15 protein-coding genes are annotated in these 12,176 nt (G+C 66.7%); 5 read left to right on the top strand and 10 right to left on the bottom strand.

Going from position 1 to position 12,176, the window contains the following annotated elements:
* Positions 1-314: motility-associated protein (locus JHC81_RS06980; protein WP_366465791.1), on the bottom strand; the 314-nt coding region annotated here is incomplete at its 3' end.
* A gap of 77 nt (positions 315-391) precedes the next feature.
* Positions 392-2,191 (bottom strand): long-chain-acyl-CoA synthetase, encoded by a 1,800-nt coding sequence (locus JHC81_RS06975; RefSeq protein WP_292172488.1) that lies wholly within the window; start codon positions 2,189-2,191, stop codon positions 392-394.
* A 331-nt stretch (positions 2,192-2,522) separates the two neighbouring features.
* Here JHC81_RS06975 and JHC81_RS06970 point away from each other — a divergent pair, with 331 nt between their 5' ends.
* Complete coding sequence (locus JHC81_RS06970) at positions 2,523-3,113, top strand: hypothetical protein (protein WP_292172485.1); 591 nt, start codon at positions 2,523-2,525, stop codon at positions 3,111-3,113.
* Between the two features lie 71 nt (positions 3,114-3,184).
* Here JHC81_RS06970 and JHC81_RS06965 read toward each other — a convergent pair whose 3' ends face one another.
* From JHC81_RS06965 to JHC81_RS06955, 3 genes are all read right to left on the bottom strand, one after another.
* Positions 3,185-4,507: a sorbosone dehydrogenase family protein gene (locus tag JHC81_RS06965; protein WP_292172482.1), complete on the bottom strand. Its 1,323-nt coding sequence runs from the start codon at positions 4,505-4,507 to the stop codon at positions 3,185-3,187.
* A 14-nt stretch (positions 4,508-4,521) separates the two neighbouring features.
* Positions 4,522-5,067 carry a lipocalin family protein gene (locus JHC81_RS06960; RefSeq protein ID WP_292172479.1) on the bottom strand — a complete coding sequence of 182 codons (546 nt, stop codon included), beginning with the start codon at positions 5,065-5,067 and terminating at the stop codon, positions 4,522-4,524.
* 81 nt (positions 5,068-5,148) lie between these two features.
* Positions 5,149-6,036 (bottom strand): DUF1206 domain-containing protein, encoded by an 888-nt coding sequence (locus JHC81_RS06955; protein ID WP_292172476.1) that lies wholly within the window; start codon positions 6,034-6,036, stop codon positions 5,149-5,151.
* A gap of 94 nt (positions 6,037-6,130) precedes the next feature.
* Here JHC81_RS06955 and JHC81_RS06950 point away from each other — a divergent pair, with 94 nt between their 5' ends.
* From JHC81_RS06950 to JHC81_RS06940, 3 genes are all read left to right on the top strand, one after another.
* Entirely contained in the window at positions 6,131-7,084 is a 954-nt protein-coding gene (locus JHC81_RS06950) for an ABC transporter ATP-binding protein (protein ID WP_292172475.1), read from the top strand.
* A complete protein-coding gene (locus tag JHC81_RS06945; RefSeq protein ID WP_292172473.1) occupies positions 7,081-7,848 on the top strand; it encodes an ABC transporter permease in 768 nt (255 codons plus the stop codon). The genes JHC81_RS06950 and JHC81_RS06945 overlap by 4 nt, the downstream gene beginning before the upstream one ends.
* Positions 7,849-7,929: 81 nt before the next feature.
* Positions 7,930-8,994, top strand: coding sequence for a hypothetical protein (locus JHC81_RS06940; protein ID WP_292172470.1), 1,065 nt, complete (start codon positions 7,930-7,932; stop codon positions 8,992-8,994).
* Between the two features lie 16 nt (positions 8,995-9,010).
* Here JHC81_RS06940 and JHC81_RS06935 read toward each other — a convergent pair whose 3' ends face one another.
* The 4 genes from JHC81_RS06935 to JHC81_RS06920 all read right to left on the bottom strand — a co-directional run bounded on the left by JHC81_RS06935 (position 9,011) and on the right by JHC81_RS06920 (position 10,577).
* Entirely contained in the window at positions 9,011-9,400 is a 390-nt protein-coding gene (locus tag JHC81_RS06935; RefSeq protein WP_292172468.1) for a hypothetical protein, read from the bottom strand.
* 55 nt (positions 9,401-9,455) lie between these two features.
* Entirely contained in the window at positions 9,456-9,926 is a 471-nt protein-coding gene (locus JHC81_RS06930; protein ID WP_292172466.1) for a PaaI family thioesterase, read from the bottom strand.
* Positions 9,927-9,970: 44 nt separating this feature from the next.
* On the bottom strand, positions 9,971-10,210 hold the full coding sequence (locus JHC81_RS06925) for a zinc-finger domain-containing protein (RefSeq protein WP_292172464.1): 240 nt from the start codon (positions 10,208-10,210) through the stop codon (positions 9,971-9,973).
* Between the two features lie 70 nt (positions 10,211-10,280).
* The gene (locus JHC81_RS06920) at positions 10,281-10,577 is read right to left on the bottom strand and encodes a hypothetical protein (protein WP_292172462.1); all 297 of its coding nucleotides are present in this window, start codon (positions 10,575-10,577) and stop codon (positions 10,281-10,283) included.
* Between the two features lie 186 nt (positions 10,578-10,763).
* On the opposite strand from JHC81_RS06920, the gene JHC81_RS06915 reads away from it, so the two are divergent.
* A complete protein-coding gene (locus JHC81_RS06915) occupies positions 10,764-11,738 on the top strand; it encodes an ABC transporter ATP-binding protein (RefSeq protein WP_292172459.1) in 975 nt (324 codons plus the stop codon).
* A gap of 61 nt (positions 11,739-11,799) precedes the next feature.
* Here JHC81_RS06915 and JHC81_RS06910 read toward each other — a convergent pair whose 3' ends face one another.
* The gene (locus tag JHC81_RS06910; RefSeq protein ID WP_292172457.1) at positions 11,800-12,129 is read right to left on the bottom strand and encodes a hypothetical protein; all 330 of its coding nucleotides are present in this window, start codon (positions 12,127-12,129) and stop codon (positions 11,800-11,802) included.
* Positions 12,130-12,176: the final 47 nt, after the last annotated feature.

The raw sequence follows: 12,176 nt of genomic DNA, 5'->3' as shown, positions 1-12,176 counted from the left end.
TTTTCGATATGGCTTTCCAGGGCGATGACGCCCTTGGACTTCATCGTCTTGGTCAACTGGAACAGCAGGGACAGCAGGTCCTTGTAGTCCTGCTTCTTCCACTTCGGCCCGGCGAAGATGCGGCCAAAACTGCCTAGCACCCCTTTCAGGGTCGCGGGCGAGTTGGACATCAGCAGGGCCGCGACGGCCGCCCCGCCGATCATCATCATCTCATAGGGCAGGGAATGGAGGATGACCCCCATCTTGCCGCCGGCGATCGTATAGCCGCCGAACACCATGCCGAAGAGCACGACGATACCGATGATCTGAAACATGAGGCAGGCGCGTCCTGGCAGGAGAGACGCGCATGATCACCGTTAATGATTAAGGGGCGGTTGCGAACCGTGATCGATCAGAGACGCGTCTCACCGCTCAGGATCGCCGCCCGTGCCGCCGCCGTCAGCCTCGTATAGCCGCTCTTGCCGCCGCGGACGTAGAGGGCCCCATCCACCTTGTCCGGATCGAAGCCGTCGGCGACCAGGTCGATCTTGCGATATTTGAACGTCCCCGTCGTCTCGGCCGACTTGATCACCCGCACAAAGCAAGGTCGCGCATAGGACGGCAGTTCGGCCTCGACCCACTGGGCGAAGGCGGCGGCGGCGAACTTGCCCTCCAGAACCAGGGCCACCATCCCGGCCTTACCCTCCTGACCGGGGATGGGCACGCCATAGGCGATGACCTCCTTGACGCCCGGCGCATCGGCCAGCCGCTGCTCGACCTCGGCGGTGGAGACGTTCTCGCCCTTCCAGCGATAGGTGTCGCCGATCCGGTCGATGAAATAGACATAGCCTTCGGAATCCTGGCGCATCAGGTCGCCGGTGCGGAACCAGCGATCGCCGCGCACGAAGACATCGCGCAGGATCTTCTTCTCCGACGCGGCCTTGTCGGCATAGCCGGAGAAGCTGTGGCGCAGGTCGTCGCTGATCTTGCCGATCGCCTCGCCGACCTCGCCCGGTCCGGTCAGCTGGCACAGGCCGTCGCTGCCGCGCAGCGGCTCTTCGGTATCGATGTCGAACTTCACCAGCTTGAAGTTGATCTTGTTCTTCACAAACCCGGGCACCCGCCCGATGGCCCCCGCCTTGCCGTCGAAGTTGAACAGCGAGACATTGCCTTCGGTCGAGCCATAGAACTCCAGGATGTCGGGGATGCGGAACCGCTTCTGGAAATCGTCCCAGACGTCGGGACGCAGGCCGTTGCCGAAGGCCAGGCGCAGCTTGTGCGACCGCTCGTCCGCATTCTCCGGGCAGTTGACCAGATAGCGGCACAGCTCGCCGATATAGACGAACAGGGTGGCCCCGGTCGCCTTGGCGTCGGGCCAGAAGGTCGAGGCCGAGAAGCGCCGGCGCAGGATCAGCTTGCCGCCGTTCAGCAGAGCAGGGCCGATGCCGACCAGACCGCCCGTCGAGTGATAGAGCGGCAGGACGTTGAAGGTCACATCCTTGTCGGTCGCCGCCGTCGCGCCTGCGAAAGCGCGCATATAGGTACGGGCCCGCGCATGGATGATCTTGGCTGCCTTGGGCAGGCCGGTGGTGCCCGATGTGTAGATATACAGCGCCGTGTCGCGATTGGTCAGGCCGGACCGCAGCGACCGGTTGGGCCGCACGGACGATCCGCTGCGCACCGGCTTGTCCAGGCCGCGGCGATTGTCTGCCTCGTCGCCGTCGCCCAGACCCAGCACCCACAGCATCAGGTTCCGCCCCGACAGCAGGCGCGCATCCTCGACATTGCGCCAGCATTCCAGGTCGGTGACCACCTGCGACGCATTGGAGATCGACAGGCAATGCGCCAGGGCGTGGCCGGTCAGATTGGTGTTGATCAGGGCGGTCCCCACCCCGACCTTGGCGAACCCCATCCAGGCGGCGATGTATTCGGCGCGGTTCAGCATGACCAGGGCGACCGTGTCGCCACGCTTCAGCCGACGACTCTGGGCCCAGTGGCCGAACCGGTTGGCCATGGCGTCAAGCTCGCGATAGGTCAGGCTGCGGTGATCGTCCTGGATGGCGATGTTGTCGCCGAACTTGTCGACCGCCTCTTCCCAGTCGTCGCAGACCAGGACCGGACTATCCAGTTCGATCGGCTTGATCCGCTTGAACAGCCGGTTCAGCCCCTTGGCGAAGCGAATGTCGCGCTTGATGTTCGCCACCAGACCCATCGCCAACCCGTGCCCTTCGCTGAATTCACCCGTAAGAGGTTGATGGACAAGCCGCCCGCCGGGGTCAACCGGTCAGCCGATATTCGCGCTGTTTATCGCATCAGGATGGCTTTTGGGACGATGGCGGCGAGCGACAGACGATGTTGACGCAAGGTCAGTTAGCCAACGGCGTCCAGTAAAGCGGCGGAATTTCCTGTTTCGGGAAACACAGTTCGATCCATCGCTCGCCCCATGTGTGGCCGTATCGGTGTTTCTTCACGGCAAAGCTGTTTTTCAGGAACTCTGTTCTGTCGCATCGGTTTTCATGACCTCGCTAATGGAGGTGAAAGACATGTCCGTAACCTATACAGACGAAACCAACGACCGCGCGCTGAACAGCGACGCCCCCTACGTGCCCGCCTATGCCCGCAGCCGTCAGAGCCGCAAGAGCAAGGGCGGCATCAAGACCTGGATGATTTTGGCCCCCATCGGCGTGCTGGCCGTCGGCGGCGTCGGTGCCGTCATGCTGATGAACGGCGAACAGGCTCCGATGGTCGAGGCCGAGGCCACGACGCCCGCCCCGATCGTCAGCCAGCCGTTGAGCAATGAGGTCGCCAATGCGCCCATGTCATCGGCTGCGATGCCCGCGCCGGTGGAGGTTGCTCCGACCCCGACCCCGGCTCCGGTAGCTCGTGTCCCATCGCCAGTGCGTGAGGCCGCCCCCGTCCGTCGTGCCGCGCCGCGTGTTGCCGCCCCCGTGACACCGCGTGTGGAAGAGGCACCGGTTCTGTCAGGCCCGCAGCCTTACAGTGCGGCACCGTCTACCACGACGCCCAGCCCGACCTCGACGCTGAACCGGGCTCCCGTGGCGGTCACGCCCGCGCCGGCACCGGCCACCGCGGCCGCTCCCGCGCCGGTGATCGTGGTCCAGCCCGCCGGCTGATCGGTGACTGAGTTCCAAAAGAAAGGCCCCGGCAGGCGTGATCCTGCCGGGTCTTTTTTCTGTCTCCTGGCTTAGGAGGCGGCAGACACCCGCCAGATCACATTGCCCACATCGTCGGCGACCAGCAGGGTCCCGGTCGCATCGAACTGGACACCCACCGGTCGGCCCATGGCCTGTTCGTTCTCGTTCAGGAAACCGGTCAGAATGTCTTGCGGCATGCCGGCAGGCACACCGTTGGCGAAGGGTACGAAGATCACCTTGTAGCCGCTGCGCGGCGACCGGTTCCATGACCCGTGCTGGCCCACAAAAGCTCCGCCGCGATACTGGGCCGGGAAGCTGTCGCCTTCCCCGAACGTCAGCCCCAGCGACGCCGTATGAGCCCCCAGCGCATAGTCGGGCCGCAGGGCGGACGCGACCTTGTCGGGCTGTGCCGGCTTGACCCGCGTATCGACGACCTGGCCGTAGTAGCTCCAGGGCCAGCCATAGAAGCCGCCCGGCGTGACCGAGGTCATGTAGTCGGGCACCAGATCGTTGCCCAGTTCGTCCCGCTCATTGACCGCGACCCACAGCTTGCCGCTGTCCGGCTGCCAGTCCATGCCGACGGGATTGCGCAGGCCCGAGGCGAAGATGCGGTGCGCGCCTGTCACCGGATCGATCTCCCAGATGGCGGCGCGGCCCTCTTCTTCCTCCAGCCCGTTCTCGCCAATGTTGGAGTTGGAACCGACCCCGACATACAGCCGCGACCCGTCCGGCGAAGCGACCAGGCTCTTGGTCCAGTGATGATTGCGCCCTGCTGGCAGGGCCACCACCGTGCGCGGGGCTGCATCGATCCGCGTCTGGCCCGCCCGATAAGGGAAGGCCACCACCGCATCCGCATTGGCGACGTAGAGGGTGTCGCCGACCAGCACCATGCCGAACGGTGACGTCAGGTTTTCGAGAAAGGCCGTCTTCGTCTCGGCCACGCCGTCGCCGTCGGCGTCACGCAACAGGGTGATGCGATTGGCGCTGGGTACGGTCGCGCCCGCCTGACCCATGATCAGGCCCTGGACCCAGCCGCGAAAACCGCCCTTCTTGCCCTCCGGCTTGGGCGGCGCGTTGGATTCGGCGACCAGGATGTCGCCATTGGGCAGGCGATACAGCCAGCGCGGATGATCCAGGCCGGACGCGAACGCCTGAACCCGGAATCCCGGCGCGGCGACCGGGGTCCGCCCCTCGGGCCAGCCGACCGCGTCGGCGATCTTGACCCGGGGCAGCAGGGACGACGTCGGCTCCGGCAGGGTCGGATTGGGCCCGAACCCGGCTGAGGGGTCCAGCGCCGCCGGCCCGGCACAGGCCGCCAGTGTCAAGCAGGCGGCCGCCGCCAGCAGGCGGGATTGGCTGAACGATCGTCTCATCTCGGCTCCGGAGGTCAAAACTCGGGGAATTCCAGGCGGCTGACATCATAGCCCAGGGCCGCGGCCCGGGCGACCAGCCGCTCGCGTTCGGCGGCGTCCGGCACCTCGCGGGTGTAAATCCACAGCTTGTTGAAGGTCGGGTCGGCCGAGATGAACCAGCTGTAGTCGTCGGCCCGGTCCAGCACCCAGTAGTCCCAGGTCACGAAGCCTGCGAGGTAACGTGCCCTCAGCTTGGCATTGGTGCCGGGGTCCAGGATCTCGCCGCGCGCGCCGATCGCCTTTTCGCGGCCTTGCGGCGTGCCCACCTGGCAGGTGTCGCGCACATCGACGCGGGTCGGATTGACGATGACATAGTTGGTTGCGCCAGCCACGCAGCCGTCGGTGATCCGCATGGGCAGGCGGGCAATCTCCAGCCAGCGCCCGGAATAGAACCGCTCCGGATCAATCGGCTTCAGCGGCTGGGGCGCTCTCACCTGATCCGGTGATGGCGCGGTCACACAGGCGCTGAGGATGAGGGCGGCGGCGATAAGGGGGGCGGCGACGAGCGATTTCAGCGACATGGTCCGGCTCCGGCAGATGACGACAACCCGTGATATACGGCACAGGTTCCGTCTGGACGCAGGCCGCGACGTCGCGGGCGCTCAATTCAGCGGATTCAGGTCGTCGGGCGCGCGGATGCGCCTGTATCGAGCCTCCACAAACGCGAACGCCCCGAACGCCATCAGGCCGATCGCGGTCAGGGACAGGATGATCGATCCGCCCGGCTGCCGCTCCAGCGCATCGAGCCCGGCCCCGAAGCTGGAGACCTCCGCCGCACTGGCCCGGAACCCCGCGATGATCACGAACAGGGCAAGCGGCAGCAGGGCGAATCCCCGCGCCACATAGCCTGCCCGCGCCACCGGCACGACCCGGCGGCAGATGTCGGCCGAACAGGCCAGGTCGCTGGAAAAGTCCGACCGAAAGCCGCGCACCATATTGCCGATCGCGACCCCGCCGATGGCCAGCCCGACCCCGATCAGCAGCCAGTCCCCGAACGGCATTTCCAGCAGGGCCGCCGCCTTCTGCTGGTTCTCGGCGATATCCTCGGCGGCGGGATTGGCCTTCACCTCGTCCAGCAGCTCGAACACACCGGCGGCCAGCAGACCGTAGACGACACCGCTGATGGCCTGACCCGCCCGCATGCCCCAGGCCTTCAGCGAGGTGCCTTCCCGGTCGGCATCGAAGACCGACTGCAGCACCCGCCACAGCACGAAGGCCCACAGGCCGACGCCCAGCAGCACCAGCCAGACCCGCCCGAACGGCTGCTGGGCCAGCCATCCGACGGCTCCGCTCGTGCCCACCGCATCGGACATCCAGTCCATCGCCGCCATAAGGGCGATCAGACCCACCGACAGATAGACGAAGCCGCGCGCGCCATAGCCGACCCGCGCCGCTCCTTCCAGGAGCCGGTCCGAGGACGGCAGGTTCCGCATCAGGCGACGGGGCAGGGCTTGCGACAGGATGGACACGAGGCTGCAAATGCGCGGCAACCGATAAGGCTCCGCTTCGAACCTTCTTGGAGGTGCCCTGGTTGAAGGGTTACCGACCTGCGCCTATCTGCGCATCGCTCACGGGAGGGCATTCATGCATCCGGTCATCCAGATCGACGGTCTGACCAAGACCTACAAGTCGGGCCTGCAGGCGCTCAAGCGCGTGGACCTGACCATCGGCAAGGGCGAGATTTTCGCCCTGCTGGGCCCCAATGGCGCGGGCAAGACGACGCTGATCTCCGTCATCTGCGGCATCGTCACGCCTTCCACCGGCACGGTCATTGCCGACGGCCACGACATCCAGTCCGACTATCGCCGGGCCCGGACCAAGATCGGCCTGGTGCCCCAGGAGCTGACCACCGACGCCTTCGAAACGGTGCTGACCACGGTCAACTTCAGCCGCGGCCTGTTCGGTCGTGCGCCCAATCCGGCCCATGTCGAAAAGGTCCTGCGCGACCTCAGCCTGTGGGACAAGCGCAATGACAAAATCATGACCCTGTCCGGCGGCATGAAGCGCCGCGTCATGATCGCCAAGGCCCTGAGCCACGAGCCCGACATCCTGTTCCTCGATGAACCCACCGCCGGGGTCGATGTCGAGCTGCGCCGCGACATGTGGGAACTGGTCCGCCAGCTGCGCGAGAGTGGCGTGACCATCATCCTGACCACCCACTATATCGAGGAGGCCGAGGAGATGGCCGACCGCGTGGGCGTGATCCTGAAAGGCGAACTGATCCTGGTCGAGGAGAAGACGGCCCTGATGAAGAAGCTGGGCAAGAAGACCCTGACCCTGAACCTGCAGGACCCGCTGGACGCCCTGCCGCCCGAGCTGGCGGAGTGGAATCTGTCGCTGAAGGCCGAGGGCAATGAGCTGGAATACGTCTTCGATTCCAACGCCGAACGCACCGGTGTGCCGTCCCTGCTGCGCAAGCTCTCGGACCTCGGCATCGCCTTCAAGGACCTGAACACGCGCCAGAGCTCACTGGAGGACATCTTCGTCAGCCTGGTCCATCGCGATACGACCACCGCCGCCACGGGAGCTGCCGCATGACCGTCAACGGCTGGGGCATCTGGGCCCTCTATCGCTTCGAGATGTCGCGTTTCGGTCGGACCATCTTCGGCAGCCTGGTGACGCCGGTCATCACCACGGCGCTGTATTTCGTTGTCTTCGGCTCGGCCATCGGCAGCCGGATGGAGGAAGTCGGGGGGGTACCCTACGGGGCCTTCATCGTGCCGGGCTTGGTCATGCTGTCGGTCTTCACCCAGTCGATCTTCAACGGCAGTTTCGGCATCTATTTCCCCAAGTTCACGGGCACCATCTACGAAATCCTGTCGGCCCCTCTGTCGCCGCTGGAGACCGTGACCGCCTATGTCGGGGCTGCGGCGTCCAAGTCGATGCTGGTCGGGCTGGTGACGCTGGCCACCGCCGCCCTGTTCGTGCCGCTGCAGATCCAGCATCCCTTCGCCATGCTGGGCTTCCTGCTGCTGATCTCGGTGACCTTCAGCCTGTTCGGCTTCATCATCGGCCTGGTGTCCAACAGCTTCGAACAGCTGCAGTTCATCCCGATGCTGGTTGTGACCCCCCTGACCTTTTTGGGCGGTGCCTTCTATTCCATCGACATGCTGCCGGCCGCTTGGCGGACGGTGACCCTGTTCAATCCGGTGGTCTATCTGATCGACGGCTTCCGCTGGGCCTTCTACGGCGTCAGCGATGTGGGCGTCGGCGTCAGTGTGGGGGCCATGGTCGCCTTCTTCCTGATCTGCCTGGGCGTCGTTGGCTGGATGTTCAAGACGGGCTATCGCCTGAAGAACTGATCGTCACGAAACGGGCCAGATCGGCCCGCACCCTAGCCGATTACGCCCGCGAGACGCGCCCGCTGAGGCGCGGGAGCCCCGATGCCGACCGACAACGATCCCAAGCCCACACCGCCTGCCGAGCCGTTCCGCAAGCCGGCGATCTGGGGCCGCCCTCCCCAGACGACCTTCCGCGCCGGTCCCTTGCCGCGCGGCGAACGCCTGCCGCCCTTGCCCGAGCCGCCCCGCCAGGAGCCGCCTCGTCAGGAGGCACCCCGGCGCGAACCGCCCGTGATCGCCACGCCTCTGGCCGCTGTGCCGCAGCAGCAACCGCCCAAGCCGATGGGCACGCGCCCCGACATCTTCTCCGGTTCGATGATCCCCCGCCCGGCCTTCAAGCCGACCCCGCCTTTGCCGACGCAGCAGCAGACGCAGTCGGCCACGCCACGGGTCGCGCCACCCTCTGATCCATCACCGTCCGCGCCGCCGGCGCCCGATCTGACGGTGCGACCTCTGCCGACACCGACTCCAGCGCCTGCGGCTGCCGTGGCGGTCCCGGCGGCGCCAGTCGCTCCGGCTCCGACCGTCGCACCGGCTCAGCCTCGCGCCGCAACGCCCTTACCGGCAGTCGCCGATGAGCTTTCCGCAGTCTCGGCTCCGCGCATGACCACCGGCCAGCGCGCGCCCCGGAAAGCCAGCCGCACGCCCCTGATCGCCGGAGGTGCCGTCGCGGCCCTGGCCGTCGTCGCGGCGGGCATCTGGTGGATCAACCGCGCGCCGGTCGTTCCGCCGGTCGTGGAAGCTCCTGCCGCCGCAGCGGTGCCGTCTGCGATCGCGCCTGCCACCGCCCCAGCGGTCGACTCCGCCCCGGCTCCGGCGACCTCGAACGATACGTCCGCGCCGGCCACGGTTACGGCAGCAGCCGCCGCTCCGGCTCCGGTGCGCACGCAGCCTGCGCCTGCGACCAGAGCGACGACGCCCGCCGCCACACGCCCGGCTCCGGCCAGCACACCCGCGCCGACGACGACCGCCCCGGCCCAGACGCCGCCGCCCGTCGTGATCGAGATTGCGCCGACGCCGCCCGCTGGTCCGGCTCCGACGACGGCCGCCCCGCCCAGCAGCGACCCGGACGCGCCCGTCGTGACGCGCCCCCAACCACTGGACTAGGGCTCAGAGAAGGCCGTCAGCCCGGCGGCGACTTGATGGCTACATAGCCGCGCTCGACCATGCGGCGCAGGCCCTCATAGGCCTCGCCCAGCTCCTCATAGGCGGTGCGCGCCGAGGTCAGGCGCGCGACCTGGTCCGGCGTGGCCGGTGCGCCCGATTCCGACAGGCGCAGCGCCTCGGCCACCCATTTGGCCCGGGCGGTCGCGGTCAGGACGGCCAGGCGCTGGAACACCGCCGGGTCGAGCGGCGGCAGCATCTGGCTGACCACCTCGCGATTGGCGACGAAGGCGGAATAGTCGATCTGCTCCAGCAGGCCGCGAATGCGTCGCTGCTCCTGCGGGTCGTTGTCCTCGGGCTCGAAATGATCGCGCGGACGACGATAGCTGTTGGTCTGGATGGTCGACACGCCACTTCTCCCGGCTGGAGACGCCAAGGTGCGCCGCGTCGATTAACGAGCGGTTTCAGCCTCTCGGTTGCAGGATCATCAGGGTCGACGTCCCGTGCGCCAGCAGACGCCCCGCCGCGTCCTTCACCGTGCCCTCTGCCGTGATGATCTGACGTCCCGGATTGATCACGCGGCCCTCGCAGCGGACGCGGCCCGTATCGACGGCGATGGGGCGCACGAAATTGACCTTGGTCTCCAGCGTCGAATAGCCGACGCCGGCGGGCAGGGTCGAATGGGCCGCACAGCCCGCCGCGCTGTCGATCAAGGTCAGACACCAGCCGCCGTGCACCATGCCGGCGGGGTTCAGCAGATGAGGCCCGGTGTCGCCCTCGAAGGCGACGAAGCCGTCGCCGACCTCGACTAGTTCGAACGTCAGGCTGTCGGCGATGCTCGCGCCCTTCAGCTGTCCATCGATCACGGCCTGAAGCAGGTCGCGGCCGGTCATGGTGGCAAAGGCGGCTGCGGTGGAGGAGGGCGCGGCGGTCATACGCGGACTATCGCACGACCGTTTTCAAACGCAACCCTATCCGATCAGTGCGCTTCCGGGGGCCGGGCAGCCGGGTCCAGATACTCGCTCTCGCCATGCGGGTGATCGCTCAGCACGAAGCGACGGTCGCAATAGCCGCACTCGACGAAGTCGTCCTCGCCCATGTCCAGATAGACCAGCGGGTGCCCCAGGACGCCGCCGCCGCCATCGCAGGCAACGCGCTTGGTCGCGACGACCAGTTGCTCGGGCGGGGGAACGAAGACGTCGGGATGGCGCGGCGGCATGTCGACCTGACAGGGCTGGATTAGGGCTCGGAATGAACGCGGCGAGTCCTATGCGGACCCGCCGCCGAGGTCAAACCTGCTCTCGCACGTCCGGCCCCGCAGACACTGCGGCTGCGGGCTTGCGCCCCATCAGTCGGTCCACCATGGCCTTGCGCTTCTTGTAGAGCGTCAGGCCCAGACAGGCGGCCCCGACCCACAGGCCGATCTCGCCGATCACGGCCGAGATGCCGGCGATGATGAAGGACTGGGTCGTCGTCAGGACCTCGGTCTTGCCCAGGACGATGGCCAGGGCCATGCCGCCATAGCCCAGGACACAGACGCCCATGGCGGCAAAGCCGATGATGCGGGTGCGGTTGAGAGGTTTCATCTTCATCATCTCCGTCAAGGACGCGCTACACAATGACAAGCACGCTAGACACGTCGATGCGCATTGTCAAGTGTCATTGACACGCCCTCCGGCCCTACTCTTTTGGACCCGGACTTGGCGAGGAGCCGGACAGCCCATACCTATGCGCACCCGCGCCTCTGCGAGCCTTCCGACAAAGCCGACTTGATGACCGAGACCGACACCCTGCCCGTCAATGCCATCGAGGTGCGGGGGCTGGAAAAGACCTATGCTGGCAACAAGAAGTCGCCGCCCAAGACCGCCCTGAACGGCGTCGATCTGGTCATTCCGCGCGGGTCGATGTTCGGCCTGCTGGGCCCCAACGGGGCGGGCAAGTCCACCCTGATCAACATCCTGGCCGGCATCGTTAACAAGACTGGCGGCACCGCCGCCATCTGGGGCCGCGACATCGACAGCCAGCCGCGCGACGCCCGCGCCGCCCTGGGGGTCGTACCGCAGGAGATCGTGGCCGACGTCTTCTTCACCCCGCGCGAGGCGCTGGAGGTCCAGGCCGGTTTCTATGGCGTGCCCGCCAATGAACGCCGCAGCGACGAACTGCTGGCCGCGCTCGGCCTGTCGGACAAGGCCCACGCCTATGTGCGGGCGCTGTCGGGCGGGATGAAGCGTCGACTGATGGTGGCCAAGGCCCTGGTCCACAATCCGCCGATCCTGATCCTGGACGAGCCGACCGCCGGCGTGGATGTCGAGCTGCGTCGCCAGTTGTGGGAGTACGTCCGCCGCATCAATGCCGAGGGCGTGACCATTCTCCTGACCACCCACTATCTGGAGGAGGCCCAGGAGCTGTGCGACACCATCGCCATCATGAACCGCGGCTCTGTGGTGGCCTGCGAGCCGACCCCGCAATTGCTGCGCCGTCTCGACACCCGCAATGTGGTGGTGACGCCTGACAGTCCGTTGGAAGCATTGCCGCAACTGAACGGATTCGAGGCCGTCGCTCGCCCCAACGGGTCGTTCTCGGTCAGCTACAAGAAGGGCCAGTCCTCGGTCGAACACGTCCTGGCCGCCGTCCGCGCCGCCGGGGTGACTATCGCCGACATCACCACCGAGGATCCCGATCTGGAAGACGTCTTTCTGGCCCTCACCTACGGCGACGACAACCAGGCCGATCCGACGAGGGACTAGCTGTCGCGGTCAGACCAGCCGCCGCTCACCTCCCGCCACAAGAGCTGTGGCTGTCGCCAGATCAGTTCTCAAGCGCCTGCCGCTGGCGCGCCGTATCGGCGGCGGCGGCGCGACGTTGGGCCGCAAGCGCGTCCTCGATCTCGACCAGTTCTCGGTTCTTCTCGGCCGAAGCTTCGGCACGGCTCTGGTCGATCGGGCGGCCGGTGATGTCGGGCAGGAAGATCGGGGTGACGCATTCCTGGCCTTCCGGATCCCACCACTGGCCCTTGGCCTGGCAGCGCTCGTTCGGCTCGGTGACCAGCGCCTTGTAGCCCATCAGGCCGCCCACGCCGACGACGAACAGGGCCGCGAACAGGATGCTGAGGCGCTTCATGGTCAGAAGGCGGTTCATGCGCACTTTCCTCATCTCGCGCACGGACTGTTGAGAGCCCTTGACGC

It is taken from the genome of Brevundimonas sp., assembly GCF_016463295.1.
In the GTDB taxonomy this organism is placed as follows: domain Bacteria; phylum Pseudomonadota; class Alphaproteobacteria; order Caulobacterales; family Caulobacteraceae; genus Brevundimonas.
Note: the sequence above shows the minus strand (reverse complement) of the source record. Positions and strands in the feature narration are given on the sequence as shown.